Source organism: Pseudomonas putida W15Oct28, from assembly GCF_000708715.2.
Lineage (GTDB): Bacteria > Pseudomonadota > Gammaproteobacteria > Pseudomonadales > Pseudomonadaceae > Aquipseudomonas > Aquipseudomonas putida_R.
Genome location: NZ_JENB01000001.1, coordinates 84,723 through 100,644, shown reverse-complemented (window position 1 = coordinate 100,644; position 15,922 = coordinate 84,723). Strand labels below are relative to the sequence as shown.

The 15,922-nt window shown below is 64.6% G+C and carries 14 protein-coding genes; 8 read left to right on the top strand and 6 right to left on the bottom strand.

The features are described from left to right. Position 1: 1 nt before the first annotated feature. The 4 genes from AK81_RS00450 to AK81_RS00435 are packed head-to-tail and all read right to left on the bottom strand — an operon-like array spanning position 2 to position 3,740. Positions 2–793 carry an ABC transporter permease gene (locus AK81_RS00450; protein WP_043195922.1) on the bottom strand — a complete coding sequence of 264 codons (792 nt, stop codon included), beginning with the start codon at positions 791–793 and terminating at the stop codon, positions 2–4. After that, positions 790–1,530: an ABC transporter ATP-binding protein gene (locus AK81_RS00445; protein ID WP_043195921.1), complete on the bottom strand. Its 741-nt coding sequence runs from the start codon at positions 1,528–1,530 to the stop codon at positions 790–792. Before AK81_RS00445 ends, AK81_RS00450 begins: the two co-directional genes overlap by 4 nt. After that, positions 1,527–2,516 carry a YVTN family beta-propeller repeat protein gene (locus AK81_RS00440; protein ID WP_043195920.1) on the bottom strand — a complete coding sequence of 330 codons (990 nt, stop codon included), beginning with the start codon at positions 2,514–2,516 and terminating at the stop codon, positions 1,527–1,529. Before AK81_RS00440 ends, AK81_RS00445 begins: the two co-directional genes overlap by 4 nt. A gap of 30 nt (positions 2,517–2,546) precedes the next feature. After that, complete coding sequence (locus AK81_RS00435; RefSeq protein ID WP_043195918.1) at positions 2,547–3,740, bottom strand: ABC transporter substrate-binding protein; 1,194 nt, start codon at positions 3,738–3,740, stop codon at positions 2,547–2,549. Positions 3,741–3,902: 162 nt separating this feature from the next. Here AK81_RS00435 and AK81_RS00430 point away from each other — a divergent pair, with 162 nt between their 5' ends. Next, on the top strand, positions 3,903–5,177 hold the full coding sequence (locus AK81_RS00430) for a sensor histidine kinase (protein WP_043195917.1): 1,275 nt from the start codon (positions 3,903–3,905) through the stop codon (positions 5,175–5,177). Beyond that, on the top strand, positions 5,177–5,815 hold the full coding sequence (locus tag AK81_RS00425) for a response regulator transcription factor (protein WP_043195916.1): 639 nt from the start codon (positions 5,177–5,179) through the stop codon (positions 5,813–5,815). Before AK81_RS00430 ends, AK81_RS00425 begins: the two co-directional genes overlap by 1 nt. Before the next feature lie 167 nt (positions 5,816–5,982). Here the strand turns inward: AK81_RS00425 and AK81_RS00420 are convergent, their stop codons facing one another. Both AK81_RS00420 and exaA read right to left on the bottom strand, forming a co-directional pair. Further along, positions 5,983–6,642: a pentapeptide repeat-containing protein gene (locus AK81_RS00420; protein WP_043195915.1), complete on the bottom strand. Its 660-nt coding sequence runs from the start codon at positions 6,640–6,642 to the stop codon at positions 5,983–5,985. Between the two features lie 66 nt (positions 6,643–6,708). Further along, positions 6,709–8,604 (bottom strand): quinoprotein ethanol dehydrogenase, encoded by a 1,896-nt coding sequence (exaA, locus tag AK81_RS00415; RefSeq protein ID WP_043195914.1) that lies wholly within the window; start codon positions 8,602–8,604, stop codon positions 6,709–6,711. 254 nt (positions 8,605–8,858) lie between these two features. Between exaA and pedF the strand changes: the two genes are divergently transcribed. The 6 genes from pedF (at position 8,859) to exaC (ending at position 15,696) form a co-directional block, all read left to right on the top strand. Then, the gene (gene pedF / locus AK81_RS00410) at positions 8,859–9,320 is read left to right on the top strand and encodes a cytochrome c-550 PedF (protein WP_043195913.1); all 462 of its coding nucleotides are present in this window, start codon (positions 8,859–8,861) and stop codon (positions 9,318–9,320) included. Between the two features lie 5 nt (positions 9,321–9,325). Next, a complete protein-coding gene (locus tag AK81_RS00405; protein WP_043195912.1) occupies positions 9,326–10,201 on the top strand; it encodes a substrate-binding periplasmic protein in 876 nt (291 codons plus the stop codon). 152 nt (positions 10,202–10,353) lie between these two features. After that, the gene (locus tag AK81_RS00400; protein ID WP_043195911.1) at positions 10,354–11,115 is read left to right on the top strand and encodes a quinoprotein dehydrogenase-associated SoxYZ-like carrier; all 762 of its coding nucleotides are present in this window, start codon (positions 10,354–10,356) and stop codon (positions 11,113–11,115) included. Between the two features lie 40 nt (positions 11,116–11,155). Continuing rightward, positions 11,156–12,088, top strand: coding sequence for a quinoprotein relay system zinc metallohydrolase 1 (locus AK81_RS00395; protein ID WP_043195910.1), 933 nt, complete (start codon positions 11,156–11,158; stop codon positions 12,086–12,088). Between the two features lie 160 nt (positions 12,089–12,248). Then, positions 12,249–14,036: a PQQ-dependent alcohol dehydrogenase PedH gene (gene pedH, locus AK81_RS00390; RefSeq protein WP_043195908.1), complete on the top strand. Its 1,788-nt coding sequence runs from the start codon at positions 12,249–12,251 to the stop codon at positions 14,034–14,036. A gap of 139 nt (positions 14,037–14,175) precedes the next feature. Beyond that, a complete protein-coding gene (gene exaC / locus AK81_RS00385) occupies positions 14,176–15,696 on the top strand; it encodes an acetaldehyde dehydrogenase ExaC (RefSeq protein ID WP_043195907.1) in 1,521 nt (506 codons plus the stop codon). The last annotated feature ends 226 nt before the right edge of the window (positions 15,697–15,922 follow it).

The window sequence follows — 15,922 nt, the reverse complement described above, 5'->3', positions numbered from 1 at the left end:
CTCAGCGGGGCTTGCGCAGCGCTGCATGCTGGGGGTTGAAGGTGAGTATCGCCAGCAGGGTGAACAGCGCGGTCAACCCAAGGCACACCGCCAGCGCCAGCAGGTTCAACCGCTCATAAAGGGCAAAGCGCACCAGCTCCACGGCATGGGTAAACGGGTTCACGGCACACAGCCAGTACAACCACTGGCTGGCCTCGCGCATCTTCCACAGCGGGTACAACGCCGAAGACAGGAAAAACAGCGGGAAGATCACGAAATTCATCACCCCGGCAAAATTCTCCAGCTGGCGGATCGCGTTCGACAGCAACAGCCCCAGGGCGCTGAGCATGAAGGCCACCAGCAGCATTGCCGGCATCGCCAGCAGCAAGCCCGCAGCCGGTGGCTGCACGCCGTACAGCCAGGCGATGGCGAGGAAGGCATACACCTGCAGCAGGGAAATCAACGAGGTCGCCAACAGTTTGCTGATCAGCAAAAACGGCCGTGGCAACGGGCTGGTCAGCAATACCCGCATGCTGCCCATTTCCCGGTCATAGACCATCGACAGCGAGCCCTGCATGCCGTTGAACAGCAGAATCATGCAGGCCAGGCCCGGAATGATGTACACCTCATAGGGGATATAGGTGTCGTAGGGCTCGATAATGGCAATGCCCAGCGCCGCGCGAAACCCGGCGGCGAACACCAGCAACCACAGCAGCGGCCGCACCAGGGCGCTGAGCAGGCGCGTGCGCTGCAACACGAAACGCAGCCATTCGCGCAGCATGATGCCGTTGAAACATTGCCAGTAAGCGTTCATAGGGCATTGGCTCCCGAGGGCGTGCTGGTCAGCCGGGCAAAGGCGTTGTCGAGGTCGCCCCCGTGTTCCTGGCTCAGGGTATCGGCGGTGCCGCTGGCCACCAGCCGCCCTTGGTGCAGAATCAGCAGGTCGTCGCTGGGCTGCACTTCGTCCAGCAGGTGGGTGGTCCACAGCACACTCAGCTGCTGCTCGCGGCACAGCCGGCGCAGGTGCTGGTTGAGCGCCAGTCGGCTGGCCGGGTCAAGGCCGACGCTGGCTTCGTCGAGCAGCAGCAGGCGCGGTTCATGCAGCAGCGCGCGGGCAATTTCCACCCGGCGCCGATGGCCAATGTTCAGCTCGCGTACACGATCGCGGCGGCGTTCGCCAAGGCCGTGGCGGGCCAGTTCGGCTTCGACCCGCAGGTTGCTCTGGCGCCGCGACAGGCCATGCAACGCGGCGTGGTAGCGCAGGTTCTGTTCTACGCTCAGGTCCAGGTCCAAAGTGCTTTGCTGAAACACCACACCCAGCTGGCGCAGGGCAGGGCGTGCAGCGTTGCGCAGCGAGCAGCCGCACACGCGGATGTCGCCATGCTGTAGCTCGTACAGGCGGGTAAGCAGGGCAATCAAGGTCGACTTGCCGGCGCCATTGGGGCCCAGCAGCGCAGCGAAACGCCCGGGCGCCAGGCTGAAACCCACCTGTTTGAGGGCTTCGCGCTGGCCGTAGGCGAAGCTCACATCGCTGACGTCCAGGGCGTTCATGGTGTGACCACCACGCCCCAGGGGTAGCGGCCGACCTTCACCGACTTGAGCACCTTCAGGGTCTTCGCGTCGATCACCGAAACGTCGCCACTGACCCCGTTGGTGGCCAGCAACTGGCTTTGGTCTGGGGTAAACGCCATCTGCCACACCCGCCGCCCGACCAGCAGGTAGTCGAGTACATCAAAGGTCTTGGCATCGATCACCGCCACATGGTTGGCCGGCCCCAGGGCGACGAAGGCGTACTTGCCATCGGCGCTGAGCTTGATGCCCACCGGCTGGACCTTGTCCGGGTGAACGCCCTTGATCTGGAAGTTCAGGGTTTTCAGCACCTGGCGGGTGGCCACGTCGAGGATGGTCACCGTGCCACCGATTTCCGCCGAGGCCCACAGTTGCGAACCGTCCTTGTTGAACTCGACGAAACGCGGCCGCTGGTCGACCAGGGTGCTGTCGGCCAGGGTCTGGGTGCTGGTGTCGATCCAGTGCAGCATGTTGGTGGTTTCACTGGTGTTTACTGCCCACTTGCCGTCGGGGCTCACCGCCATGCCTTCGGGTTCGATACCGACGTCGATCTGCCCAAGCACCTTGTCGGTGACGGTGTCGATCACCGTCACCAGCGCGTCGTCCTCGTTGGACACGTACAGCCAGCGGTCGTTGGGGTGCAGGGCGAACTGCTCGGGGTCCTTGCCGGAGGGCAGTTCCTTGATGATCTTGCGGGTGGCCACGTCCATCACCTGCACCCGGTCCGAATCGCTGGCGCAGATGTACAGCAGCGTGTTGTCGTGGGACAGCAGCAAGCCGCGCGGGCGCTGGCCCACCGGCAAGGTTTCGGTGACTTCAAGGGTTTGCATGTCGATCAGGCTGAGGCTGTTGTCCTTTTCGTTGGAGACCCAGGCAGTGGCGGCCATGGCGTGCCCGCAGGCCAGCGCCAGGGCGCCCGACAGCAGGCTGGGGTAAAGCAGGGCCCGGTGGAAGAGGGGGCGGCGCATGGCGAATTCCTTATTGTTGTGGTTATCGGGTCAGGGGTAGCTGCAGGTCACTTCGGGTTTGTCGTAGCCCAGGCTTTCCATTTCGTTGAAGGGGTGCAGGAAGCCTTCCTGAGGCGAAGTGCTGACCAGGGCGCGCGGCTGCACCAGCGGGATTGGCTGGCGCAGTTCGCCATTCCACGGGCGGTAGCTGAGCTTGCGGCCCTTGAAACCGTCAAGTGGCAACTGTTCGCTGAGCAGCAGTTGTTGCAGTGCGCGGGGTTCGGCCTGGCGCAGTTTGCTGGCCGCGCTGGCAACGCTGCGCACGGCCATCCAGGCGGCAAAGTCGCGGTCATTCATCCAGCGCCCGGCCTGGGCTTCGAAGCGTTTTTGCAGCTGCGCTGCGCCAAAGGTTTCCACGGTCTTGTGCCAGCCGGTGGGGGTAAGGCCCTGGGTGCCGGCCACGGGGCGGGGGTACCAGGTCTGGTAGGGCAAGTACTCGCCGAAGTCGCCGCGCTCGTCCGCCACCAGCACCACGTCGTATTCGGCGGTTTGGGTGAACAGCGGCATGTCGGCCTGGGCGCTGCGGCGCTGGTCGTTGTCGAAGGTCCAGGTTTTTTCTGCAACCAGTTGCACGCCAAAGCGCTTCACCGAACGGCGCAGGGCGGCGGCGTAGGCCTGGTCGTCTTCGGTCTGGCCCACCACCAGCAGCGCCCGCTGCCACTTGCGCAGCACCAGGAATTGCACCAGCGCATCAGCCAGCATGGCCCGCCCCGGCAGGCTGTGCAGCACATTGCCCAGGCACTGGCTGCTGCGCAGGCTGTCGTCGGGGCTGCCGGCGTTGAACAGCAGGCTGTCGGGGAGGGCGGCAGACAACGCCCGCAGGCTGGCGGCCGGGGCATTCACCACGAACAGCCGCAGGCCTTGGTCGTGCTGCGCCTTGGCCGCCTGCAGCAGCGCCTCGGGGCTGTCGACCGTGGCGTTGGTCAGCTGGAACTGCTGCTTCAGGAAGCGCCCGGTGCTGTTGCTGTCGACAATCGCCAGCTCGGCGCCTTGCCGCCCGGCGTCGGCAGGCTCGGGCATGATGTTGGACAACAGCGGGCCGGGATCAGGGCGGTAGCCCAGGTAGCCAATGCGTACTTGCAGCGGTTCTGCGGGCTGGCCTTGAGCGGCGGGCACTATGGGCGCACACAGCGTCGCGGTCAGGGCCAGCAGGCAGGTCAGGGCAAGGTGGGCAGGCTGGCGCATAACACACTCCACGGCAGATGGCGCCAGCATAGGAAGCCCGCCGGGAGGAGGAAATATGCAGAAAGTAGCGCTAGCCCGGTACCAAGGTAGTAATTCGGCGCGGGTGCTGCGGCTTTAGGATGGGGTGCACGATGGGCCACAGCGCCCCGAGGAGAATCGCCTGTGCGCCTTGTCAACCTGTCGGCCCTTTGGCGGATCAACCTTTGCGTCACGTTCTGTTTCGCCCTGGTGACGCTGGCCTGTGCCGGGGTGTTGTTGCACCAGGCGGTGGCTGACGTCGAGCGTGAGTTGCAGTCTGCCGAAGCGGTGGTGGCGTACCTTGGCGACACTGCCGAACGCGACCCGGCAAGCCTGCAACCCCGGCTGACCCAGAGCCTGCGCCATGTGCGGGTGCACTGGCTGACGGCGGGTGAAGCGCCGCGGCTACCGCCGCAGACCGGGCTGGATGCCTGGTTGGGCCACCAGCTGTTTGGCGAGCGCCACAGCAGCAGCCGGCTGCTGGACCTGAATGACGGGCGCCGGGTCTTGATTGCTGTCGACCCGCGAGATGAGATCGACGAAGTCTGGGACTCTCTGCAGCAATTGCTGACGGTGTGTGGCCTGGCCTTGCTGTTGAGCTTGTTGACCATCCGCTGGGCAGTGCGACGGGCCATGGGCCTGCTGGATGAACTGCTGTGCGCCTTGCGCCAGGTTTCGGGCGGGCAACTGACTGCGCGCTTGCGCGAGGCGGGCCTGCCGGAGGCACGCCAGCTGGCGGCGTACTTCAACCGTATGACCGCGACGCTGGAGCAGGCCCGGGGCGACAATGCACAACTGACCCAGGCGCTACTGGCGGCGCAGGAGCAAGAGCGTACCCAGCTGGCGCAGGCGCTGCACGACGACCTGGGGCAATACCTGGCAGGTATCCGTGCCCAGCTGTGCCTGTTGCGTATGGTGGCCGAGCAGCCTGCGGTGGTGACACAGACGGCGCACGACCTCGAACTCAATTGCGAGGGGCTGCAGCAAGGTTTTCGCGCCCTGGTGCACAACCTGTATCCGGTAGCGCTGCACTACATGCCGCTGGCCGAGGCGTTCGGCCTGCTGGTGAGCCAGTGGCAGGCCAGCCAGGGCATCGAATGCCGGCTGCGGGTTGGCGAGCACTTGCCGGCGCTGCCCGGGGCGAGCAGAACGCACTTGTACCGCTTGCTGCAAGAGGCACTGACCAACGTCGCCCGGCATGCCGGCGCAAGCCAGGTGCGGGTGCGCCTGCAGCGCAGCGCCAAGGGGTTGCGCCTGTTCATTCGAGACAATGGCCGCGGTGCGCACCCGCCCCAGCGCCCAGGGGTAGGCCTGCACTCGATGGCCGAGCGCGCCCGTAGCCTTGGGGGCGAACTGCGCATTCTCAGCCGCCCGGGTGGTGGTTGGGCGCTGGCTCTTAACATTCCCAAGGAGGTGTGATGAATATCGTGTTGGTCGATGACCATGCCGTGGTCCGCCAGGGCTATGCCAGCCTGCTGCGGACGGTGTTGCCGACGATGCAGGTGCGTGAAGCCGCCAGTGGTGAAGAGGCCTTGGCCCGGGTGCAGGAGCAAGTGCCGAACCTGGTGATCATGGACTTTGGCCTGCCGGGTATCAGTGGCCTGGAAACCACCCGGCGATTGCGCCAGCGCCTGCCGCAGCTGCGGGTGCTGTTTTTCAGCATGCACGACGAACTGCCGCTGGTGCGCCAGGCACTGGAGGCGGGGGCCTCGGGCTACCTGACCAAAAACTCGGCGCCCGAAGTGTTGATCGAGGCGGTGCAGCGGGTGTTGGCCGGACACGCCTACATTGAACAACCCTTGGCTACCCAGCTGGCATGCATGTCACAGCAAAGCACCAGTGACCCGCGTTTGCAGCGCATGACCCAGCGTGAACTGGAGATTTTCACCATGCTGGCCAAGGGCACGCCGGCGCGAGTGATTGCCGAGCAGCTGTGTATCAGTGCCAAGACCGTGTCCAATCATTTGACCTTGCTCAAGAGCAAGTTGCAGGTCAGTTCGCATGCCGAGCTGGTGCACTTGGGAATTGACTTGGGGGTGGTGCGGGTGGCGGGGTGAGGTGTACCCCGATCCTGACCTTGCGCAGTCCGTTGTAGGAGCGGCCTTGTGTCGCGAAAGGGCTGCGCAGCAGCCCCAGCACTTTCTGCATCACCGCTGAAATCCTGGGGCTGCTGCGCAGCCCTTTCGCGACACAAGGCCGCTCCTACAAGGGCTCGCGCAAGCCATCAATTGTCCCAGGTATCAGGGCACCCCGTGCACCCCTCCATGTTGGCCTCCTGGAAATTCCCGTAATGCTGCCGCGCCCCGCGCAAATCGGCGCGCGCCAGGTTGCTCTGGCCAAACTTGGCCTCCTGCAGGTTGGCATCGCTCAGGTTGGCCCCTTGCAGGTCCGCCTTGCTCAGCCAGGCCATTTCCAGGTCCGCCGCCTGCAGGTTGGCCTGCTGCAGCTTCGCCCCGGACAGCCTGGCGAACTGCAAGTAGGCGGCACTGAGGTCGGCCTTTTCAAACTGTGCACCTTGGGCGAACAAGCCCCAGCCCTGAATAGCCACCAGCTTGCTGTTGCTCAGGTCAGCCACACGCAGGTTGCTTTGCTGCAGGCTGGCGCGGGTCAGGTTGGCGCCCTGCAGACGGGCTTTTTCCAGGTTGGCCAGGTCCAGCCGGGCATGGCGCAGGTCGGCATCACGCAGGTCGGCGCCGGCCAGGTTCATCTTGCGCAGGTCCTGGTTGGCCAGGTTGGCGCCGCGCAGGTTGGCCCCCGGGCACTGGCTGGCTTCGGCAATGACGCAGCCGTTGATGGTCAAGGGGGCATCGTTGCCATCGTCATCGGCACTCACGGCCATGGCCGGGGACAGTACCAACAGCAAGGCAAATGGCAGGTAGTTCATGGCAAAAGTTTCCTGGCGGAAGGTGAGCAGAAGCGGGGAGCAGGCTGGCTCGCTCCCCGCTGGCGGTCAGCGCTGCGCAGTCTTGGTGTCCCAGCTCGGGATCTTGAACACCCAGAACGAGCCGCCCTGAGCCACCGGCTTGGTCAGCTCGGCCATGTCCCCGCCCCACAGCGGCACAGCGCCGCCGTAGCCCACGGTCACGCCGATGTACTGCTCGCCGTCCTGCTCCCAGGTGATGGGCGGCGAGACGATGCCGCTGCCGGTCTGGAACTTCCACAGCTCCTTGCCCGTCTTGGCGTCGAAGGCCTTGAAGAAGCCATCGCCGGTGCCGGTGAACACCAGGTTGCCCTTGGTTGCCAGCACGCCCGCCCACAGCGGCAGGTGCTCCTTGTGCTCCCACACCAGCTTGCCGGTGGTCGGGTCCATGGCGCGCAGGGTGCCGACATGGTCGTCGTACATGCGCTTGATACGGAAGCCCATGCCCAGGTACGCCGAACCCTTCTTGTAGTTCACTTCCTCGGTCCAGTATTCCTCTTTCCACTGGTTGCCGGGGATGTAGAACAGGCCGGTGTCCTGGCTGTAGGCCATGGGGTTCCAGTTCTTGCCACCCAGAAACGGCGGCGAGACTTCAACCGGTTTGCCCTTGGTTTCACCCGGCAGCGGCTTGGCCGGGCGTTGGCCTGGGTTTTCCACCGGGCGCCCGGTCTTCAGGTCGATATGGCTGGCCCAGGTGATGTTGTCGACGAAGGGGAAGGCGTTCTGCAGCTTGCCGTTGTTGCGGTCCACCACGTAGAAGAAGCCGTTGCGGTCGGCGTGCCCGGTGGCCTTGACCACCTTGCCGTCCTTGTCCTTGTAGTCGAACAGCACCAGCTCGTTGTTGCCGGAGAAGTCCCAGGCATCGTTTGGCGTGTGCTGGTAGAACCATTTCACCTCGCCGGTGCTGGGGTCGACACCGACCTGGCCTGAGGTGTAGAGGCTGTCGTAGTCGTGGGGGTTGCCATCTTTGGAGGTGCGCGCCCAGGTGTTCCAGGGGCCGGGGTTGCCAGCACCGACGATGATGGTGTTGGTCTCGGCATCGAAGCTGGCGCTCTGCCAAGGGGCGCCGCCCCCGTGGCTCCAGGCTTCTACCTTGCCGGTTTCGGTGGTCGGGTCGTCTGGCCAGGACGGCGCCTTGACGTCGCCGGTCGGGGTGCTGTCCTTGCCGTTCAGGCGGCCCATGTGGCCTTCGACAAAGGGCCGCATCCACACCTCTTCGCCAGTGTCCGGGTCGCGGGCGTACAGCTGGCCGACCACGCCGAATTCATCGCCGGAGCTACCGTGGATCAACAGCACCTTGCCGCTGGTCTTGTCTTTGATCAGCACCGGGGCGCCGGTCATGGTGTAGCCGGCGCTGTGGTCGCCGAACTTCTTGTTCCACACCACCTTGCCGGTGTTTTTGTCGAGGGCGATGAGCCTCGCGTCCAGGGTGCCGAAGTAGATCTTGTCGCCGAAGATGGCCGCCCCGCGGTTGACCACGTCACAGCACGGGCGAATGTTGTCGGGCAGGCGGTGGTTGTAGGTCCACAGGCGCTTGCCGGTCTTCGCATCCAGGGCAAATACCCGCGAGTACGAGCCGGTGACGTAGACCACACCGTCGCTGACGATGGCCTGGGATTCCTGGCCGCGCTGCTTCTCGTCGCCAAAGGAGTAGGACCACGCCGGGGTCAGCTTGAACACGTTCTGGTCATTGACCTGGGCCAGCGGGCTCCAGCGTTGGGCGTTGGTGCCCATGCCGTACTGCAGCACGTCTTTGGTGGTGAGGTGGTCGTTGGCGATGTCTTCCCAGGTGACGCTCTTGCCGGCAGGTGCAGCAGGTGCAGTGGCCGCTGTTGCCACATTGCCCAGGGCCAGGCCACCGGCCAGTAGCAGGACGCGCACGCTCAGGGCCAGAGGGGAAAGGGCGGGTAGCGATCTTATTGTCATGGTTGCAGTTCCCAGTGGAGGTTTTGGCCTGCACAGGGTGGGGCGGGGGAGCTGTTGCGGGATACGGAAAAAGTCCCGCCCATGCCGGGAATAGTTCCCGAACGACACCTCAATTGGCCCTTCGCCACAAGCCCTACTACCAAGGGAGTAAGGCCCGGCCACCAAAGCAGCATTCGGCCGCCTGCAGGCTGTTTCTAAGATGGCGGCACGGCCTCTGTGGTTGAGGCTTTGCGTGCAATGGTGAGGGCATAACAATGACAACAAAACGCAATGTGTTGCTTGCTGCAGGGCTGCTGGCCGCGGCGGTGCTGACCGGTACGGCCTGGGCCCATGGCAACGTCGTGCCCCAGGCGGTGGAGACCAAGGGCCTGACCCCGATCAAGGATGCAGGCGTAAGCCTGGACGGCGACGGCTGGGCGGCAGTAAACCCTTACCGCACCTCACCCGAGCACGACAAGGCCGTGGAAATCGGCGCCTCCGCTTACAACCAGAACTGCGCTGCCTGCCATGGCCTGGAGGCCAAGTCCGGCGGTATCGCCCCGGACCTGCGCATGCTCGATGTCGGTGACGCCGGGGATGAATGGTTTGTCGAACGGGTACGCCATGGCGCGGTGCGCGATGGCCGTGTGTACATGCCGAAGATGGCCGATTACCTCAGCCAGGAAGCCCTGTGGGCAGTGCGCACCTACCTGGACAGCGTGCACGTCGAGGAGTGACGGCCATGCGTCTGTTTGCCGTGTGGTTTTGTAGCCTGCTGCTGGTGTGCGCGACGGCCCAGGCGCAGGTGCGCAACTACGACGCGATCATCGCCGCCGGCGAGCTGAAGGTGGCGGTGTACAAGGATTTCGCGCCCTACAGTTTCGAGGACCACGGCAAACCCCGCGGTGTCGATGTGGAGTTGGCGCAGGCGTTGGCCACCGCCTTGGGGGTGCGCTTGCAGCTGATCTGGGCGCCGGCCGGGGAAAAGCTCGACGATGACCTGCGCGATTACATCTGGCGCAGCAGCCCGCTGCGCCACCAGCAACTGGCCGACCTGATGATGCGGGTGCCCTACGACCACGCCTACGCGCAAAAACGCAACGAAGTGGGCGAGCTGGAAAACGCCCAGGTGGTGATGTTCGGCCCTTATCAGCAAGAGCGCTGGCAGGTGGCCTACGACCAGCGCCGCCTGGCGTCGGTGGCCAGTGTGGCGGTGTTCCAGCAGCACCCGATCGGGGTCGAAGTGGACAGCGTGCCTTCGTTCTACCTGACTTCGGTGTTCAACGGCATGCTCAGTGCCAAAACCCATCATTACCCCAGCGTGCAACAGGCGTTCAGCGCCATGCAGGCTGGCCAGGTGGACGCAGTGATGGCGATGCGTGGCGAAGTCGACTGGCAGTTGCACCAGGCTGCCGACCCGCAACTGGCCCTCGCGGAAAACGCCTACCCCAACCTGGGCAAGCAGGCCTGGGAAATCGGCATGGCCGTGCATGAAAGCAACCGTCAGCTGGCCTATGCCGTGGAAGAAGCCCTTGAGGCGATGATCCGCGATGGCCGGCTCAAGGCCATGTATGCAGCTTACGGTCTGCGCTACGAGGTTCCGGAGATGTATCAGTAGCGGATCACACACCTGCCCTGTGGGAGCGGGCATGCCCGCGAAGAATGCCACGCGGTGTCTGGCACCGGCTTCGCCGGTGTTCGCGGGCCTGCCCGCTCCCACAGTGCCTTGTTAAACCAGCGGTTTAAGTGTTGTTCAATCAGGAGCAGGCCATGAACTGGCGAGTGACTTTCCTGCTGGCTTGCTGGATGCCTTGTGTAGCCCAGGCTGCCACACCAGCCCCCCAGACAGACCCGGTGCCTTCGGTGATGTGGGACTTCTACCACAAGCAGTTGCTGGGCCAGGCCGCGTTCGTCTTCGATGACCGGGTCAAGCTGCTGGCGCCGCCTTTTGCCGAGGACGCACGGCAGGTGCCGCTGGAGATCGACGCCCGGGCCTTCGCTGGCGAGGTGGTGCGCATCATCGCCTGGGCCGAACTCAACCCGCTGCCACGCATTGTCGACTTTCAGCCTGGCGAACGCGTGTTGCCCTGGTTGTCGATCCGCATCCGTATCGAACAGGCCACCCCGCTGCGCGCCGCCGTGCTGACACGCGACGGCCTGTGGCACGTCGGCTCGACCCTGATCGATGCCGCCGGCGGCGGCTGTACGGCGCCTAGCGTGGTGCGCACCCAACCCGGCTGGGAAGAACACCTTGGTGAAGTACTGGGCGGGCGCTACCCGCGTGGCGACAGCAGCCGCTTGCGCCTGCAGGTGGCCCACCCGATGGACAACGGCCTGGTCAGCGGTATTCCCGAGTTCTTCCTCAACCATGCCGAGTTGCAAGACGCGAACGGCCAGCGCCTGGCCAGCCTTGAGCTGTACCCGGCGGTCAGCGAAAACCCCAACCTGGGCTTCGATATCCAGGGCGCGGGGCCGACCCGGCTGCTGTTGCAGGACAACAGCGGCAACCAGTTCGAAGCGGCGGTGCCCTGAGCACATTGCCCGATTTCACCCCTGACCCGAGGCGCCCTTCATGCGTTGGATCCTGCTGTTGCTGCTGTGCCTGGGGCTGCCGGCCCGGGCAGACCTGGAATACCGCCTCACGCCTCGGCAGATCGCCGAGGGTACCTGGCTACTGGAGGGCAGCACCGACAACTTCGCCAAGGCCAATGGCGGCAATATCGTCAATACCGCGTTCATCGTCACCGACAGCGGCGTGGTGGTAATCGACAGCGGGCCGTCGAAGCGTTACGGCGAAGCGTTGCGCCAGGCAATTGCCGCCACCACCGACAAGCCGGTGCTGGAAGTGCTGCTGACCCACCATCACCCTGACCATGTACTGGGCAACCAGGCCTTTGCCGATGTGCCTATCGGCGCGTTGGCCGGAACAAGCGAATTGCTGCGCCAGCAGGGCGAGGCCATGGCCGAGAACATGTATCGCCTGGTCGGCGACTGGATGCGCGGCACCGAAGTGGTGCTGCCGACCCGGGTGCTGCAGCCGGGTATCCACGAGGTGGGTGGGCACCGCTTGCGGTTGCTGGAGCTGGGCGGGCATACCGGCGCCGACCTGGCGATTCTGGATGAGAAGACCGGCGTGCTGTTCGCTGGCGACCTGGTGTTCTACGAGCGTGCCCTGACCACCCCCAACAGCCCGGGGCTGGAGGTGTGGCAAAAGGACCTGGGCACCCTGCAAGCCTTGCCCTGGAAGCAGCTTGTACCCGGGCACGGGCCGGTGGCCAGCGATGCCCGGCCGTTTGCACAGATGCGTGATTACCTGGGCTGGCTGGACGGGCTGATGCGCGACGGCGCGGCGCGTGGCGACGACATGGCCGAGATGATCCGCAGCCCCATCCCCGAACGCTTTGCCGGGATCAGCCTGACCCGTTATGAGCTGATTCGCAGTGTCAGCCACCTGTACCCCCGCTACGAACGCCAACAACTCCAGCGCGTCGACGCCAACCCCTGAACCTGCTGCCCTGAGGCGATCCCCTGTAGGAGCGGCCTTGTACCAAGGAACTAGAAAACTCCGCACTGCGGGCAATTGTTGGCGAACGGGCGGCAACCAAGAATTCCCGGCACACCGGGAAATTTTCCCGGGCACAACAAAAAAACCAAAGGTAGCCGTCATGACCCGATCCCCGCGTCGCCCCTTGTTCGCCGTGAGCCTGGTGCTCAGCGCCATGCTGCTTGCCGGCGCAGCCCACGCCGCTGTCAGCAATGAAGAAATCCTCCAGGACCCGAAGAACCCGCAGCAGATCGTGACCAATGGCCTGGGCGTGCAAGGCCAGCGCTACAGCCCGCTGGACCTGCTCAACGCCAACAACGTCAAGGAGCTGCGGCCGGTCTGGGCGTTCTCTTTCGGCGGCGAGAAGCAACGCGGCCAGCAGGCCCAGCCGCTGATCAAGGACGGGGTGATGTACCTGACCGGCTCCTACTCACGGGTGTTCGCCGTGGATGCCCGCACCGGCAAGAAACTGTGGCAATACGATGCACGCCTGCCGGATGACATCCGCCCGTGCTGCGACGTGATCAACCGCGGTGTGGCGCTGTACGGCGACCTGGTGTTCTTCGGCACCCTGGACGCCAAGCTGGTGGCGCTGAACAAGGACACCGGCAAGGTGGTCTGGAGCAAGAAGGTGGCCGACCACAAGGAAGGCTATTCCATCAGTGCTGCGCCGATGATCGTCAACGGCAAGCTGATCACCGGCGTCGCCGGTGGCGAGTTCGGCGTGGTGGGCAAGATCCAGGCCTACAACCCGGAAAACGGCGAGCTGCTGTGGATGCGCCCCACGGTGGAGGGGCACATGGGCTACGTGTACAAGGACGGCAAGGCAATCGAAAACGGTATTTCCGGTGGCGAGGCGGGCAAGACCTGGCCCGGCGACCTGTGGAAGACTGGCGGCGCTGCGCCCTGGCTGGGCGGTTACTACGACCCGGAAACCAACCTGATCCTGTTCGGCACCGGCAACCCGGCACCGTGGAACTCGCACCTGCGCCCCGGTGACAACCTGTATTCCTCGTCGCGCCTGGCGCTGAACCCGGACGACGGCACCATCAAGTGGCACTTCCAGAGCACCCCGCATGACGGCTGGGACTTCGACGGCGTCAACGAGTTGATCTCGTTCAACTACAAGGACGGCGGCAAGGAGGTCAAGGCCGCCGCCACGGCCGACCGCAATGGCTTCTTCTACGTGCTGGACCGCACCAACGGCAAGTTCATTCGCGGCTTCCCCTTCGTCGACAAGATCACCTGGGCCACCGGCCTGGACAAGGACGGCAGGCCGATCTACAACGACGCCAGCCGCCCGGGCGCACCCGGCAGCGAGGCCAAGGGCAGTTCGGTGTTCGTCGCCCCGGCCTTCCTCGGCGCCAAGAACTGGATGCCGATGGCCTACAACAAGGACACCGGGCTGTTCTACGTGCCGTCCAACGAGTGGGGCATGGACATCTGGAACGAAGGCATCGCCTACAAGAAAGGCGCGGCGTTCCTCGGCGCCGGCTTCACCATCAAGCCGCTCAACGAAGACTACATCGGCGTGCTGCGTGCCATCGACCCGATCAGTGGCAAGGAAGTGTGGCGGCACAAGAACTACGCGCCGCTGTGGGGCGGGGTGCTGACCACCAAGGGCAACCTGGTGTTCACCGGCACGCCGGAAGGCTTTCTGCAGGCCTTCAACGCCAAGACCGGCGACAAGGTCTGGGAATTCCAGACCGGCTCCGGTGTGCTCGGTTCGCCCGTGACCTGGGAAATGGACGGCGAGCAATACGTGTCGGTGGTCTCCGGCTGGGGCGGCGCGGTGCCGCTGTGGGGTGGCGAAGTGGCCAAGCGGGTCAAGGACTTCAACCAGGGCGGCATGCTCTGGACCTTCAAGTTGCCCAAGCAACTGCAGCAAACGGCAAGCGCCAAGCCGTAAGCGGTGGCCTGAGGCAAGCGGCCCTACTACCAAATGACGAGAGCCCCGCTGCCAACGATGCATTCGCCTGGCAGGCGGGGCTTTTTACCATCGGTCCATCGCCTGTCGCTGGACAGGCATCGACCCGCAGAGGCTCAGCATGATCTACGCACAACCCGGAACTCCAGGCGCCGTCGTGTCCTTCAAGCCACGTTATGGCAACTTCATCAATGGCGAGTTCGTGCAACCGTTGGCTGGCCAGTACTTCACCAACAGCTCGCCGGTCAATGGCCAGCCGATTGCCGAATTCCCGCGTTCCACTGCCCAGGACGTCGACCGCGCCCTGGACGCCGCGCACGCAGCCGCCGAAGCCTGGGGCAAAACCTCGGTGCAGGAGCGCGCACGGGTGCTGCTGAAGATCGCCGACCGCATCGAACAGAACCTGGAAGTGCTGGCCGTCACCGAAAGCTGGGACAACGGTAAGGCCGTACGCGAAACCTTGAATGCCGACGTGCCGCTGGCAGCGGACCACTTCCGCTATTTTGCCGGTTGCATCCGTGCCCAGGAGGGCGGCGCGGCCGAAATCAACGAAGGCACCGTGGCTTATCACATCCATGAGCCGCTGGGCGTGGTCGGGCAGATCATCCCGTGGAACTTCCCGCTGCTGATGGCCGCCTGGAAGCTCGCCCCGGCCCTGGCCGCCGGCAACTGTGTGGTGCTCAAACCAGCCGAGCAGACGCCACTGTCGATCACCATTTTTGCCGAGCTGGTCGCCGACCTGCTGCCGCCAGGTGTGCTGAACATCGTCCAGGGCTTCGGCCGTGAGGCTGGCGAGGCCTTGGCCACCAGCAAGCGCATCGCCAAGATCGCCTTCACCGGCTCCACCCCGGTGGGTTCGCACATCATGAAGTGCGCGGCTGAGAACATCATCCCGTCCACCGTCGAACTGGGCGGCAAGTCGCCGAACATCTTCTTCGAAGACATCATGCAGGCTGAGCCCGCGTTCATCGAGAAGGCCGCCGAAGGCCTGGTGCTGGCGTTCTTCAACCAGGGCGAGGTGTGCACCTGCCCCTCGCGGGCATTGATCCAGGAATCGATCTACGAGCCATTCATGGCCGAGGTGATGAAGAAGATCGCCAAGATAACGCGGGGCAACCCGCTGGACACCGAGACCATGGTCGGCGCACAGGCCTCGGAGCAGCAGTTCGACAAGATTCTGTCCTATCTGCAGATTGCCAAGGAGGAGGGCGCGCAGTTGCTTACCGGCGGCGGCGCCGAGCGGCTGCAGGGCGACCTGGGCAGCGGTTACTACATCCAGCCGACCCTGCTCAAAGGCAACAACTCGATGCGTGTGTTCCAGGAAGAAATCTTCGGCCCGGTGGTGGGCGTGACCACCTTCAAGGACGAAGCCGAAGCGCTGGCGATTGCCAACGACACCGAGTTTGGCCTGGGCGCCGGCCTGTGGACCCGCGACATCAACCGCGCCTACCGCATGGGCCGCGGCATCAAGGCCGGCCGCGTATGGACCAACTGCTACCACCTGTACCCCGCGCACGCGGCGTTTGGCGGCTACAAGAAGTCTGGCGTGGGCCGTGAGACCCACAAGATGATGCTCGACCATTACCAGCAGACCAAGAACCTGCTGGTGAGCTACGACATCAATCCGTTGGGCTTCTTCTAAACCGCGTCGCGGCCTTCGCGGGCTCGCCCGCTCCCACAGGTTCTGCACATGAGTGGAATGTTGTGCAATCCCTGTGGGAGCGGGCAAGCCCGCGAAGAGGCCGGCACAGGGGGGCAAATCCCCTACCAACGCACCCCGCAAGCTCCTTCCAAAGTAGCATTCGGCCCCGGCGCCGCCCGTGCATTAATGCACCTACCGGACTCCCCCGGCACAAGAAGAGGACTGC

What these genes read in the sequence shown, in the direction of transcription:
- AK81_RS00450 (WP_043195922.1), bottom strand. Translation starts at nt 793, where the DNA reads ATGAACGCTTACTGGCAATGTTTCAACGGCATCATGCTGCGCGAATGG.
- AK81_RS00445 (WP_043195921.1), bottom strand. Translation starts at nt 1,530, where the DNA reads ATGAACGCCCTGGACGTCAGCGATGTGAGCTTCGCCTACGGCCAGCGC.
- AK81_RS00440 (WP_043195920.1), bottom strand. Translation starts at nt 2,516, where the DNA reads ATGCGCCGCCCCCTCTTCCACCGGGCCCTGCTTTACCCCAGCCTGCTG.
- AK81_RS00435 (WP_043195918.1), bottom strand. Translation starts at nt 3,740, where the DNA reads ATGCGCCAGCCTGCCCACCTTGCCCTGACCTGCCTGCTGGCCCTGACC.
- AK81_RS00425 (WP_043195916.1), top strand. Translation starts at nt 5,177, where the DNA reads ATGAATATCGTGTTGGTCGATGACCATGCCGTGGTCCGCCAGGGCTAT.
- AK81_RS00420 (WP_043195915.1), bottom strand. Translation starts at nt 6,642, where the DNA reads ATGAACTACCTGCCATTTGCCTTGCTGTTGGTACTGTCCCCGGCCATG.
- exaA (WP_043195914.1), bottom strand. Translation starts at nt 8,604, where the DNA reads ATGACAATAAGATCGCTACCCGCCCTTTCCCCTCTGGCCCTGAGCGTG.
- pedF (WP_043195913.1), top strand. Translation starts at nt 8,859, where the DNA reads ATGACAACAAAACGCAATGTGTTGCTTGCTGCAGGGCTGCTGGCCGCG.
- AK81_RS00405 (WP_043195912.1), top strand. Translation starts at nt 9,326, where the DNA reads ATGCGTCTGTTTGCCGTGTGGTTTTGTAGCCTGCTGCTGGTGTGCGCG.
- AK81_RS00400 (WP_043195911.1), top strand. Translation starts at nt 10,354, where the DNA reads ATGAACTGGCGAGTGACTTTCCTGCTGGCTTGCTGGATGCCTTGTGTA.
- AK81_RS00395 (WP_043195910.1), top strand. Translation starts at nt 11,156, where the DNA reads ATGCGTTGGATCCTGCTGTTGCTGCTGTGCCTGGGGCTGCCGGCCCGG.
- pedH (WP_043195908.1), top strand. Translation starts at nt 12,249, where the DNA reads ATGACCCGATCCCCGCGTCGCCCCTTGTTCGCCGTGAGCCTGGTGCTC.
- exaC (WP_043195907.1), top strand. Translation starts at nt 14,176, where the DNA reads ATGATCTACGCACAACCCGGAACTCCAGGCGCCGTCGTGTCCTTCAAG.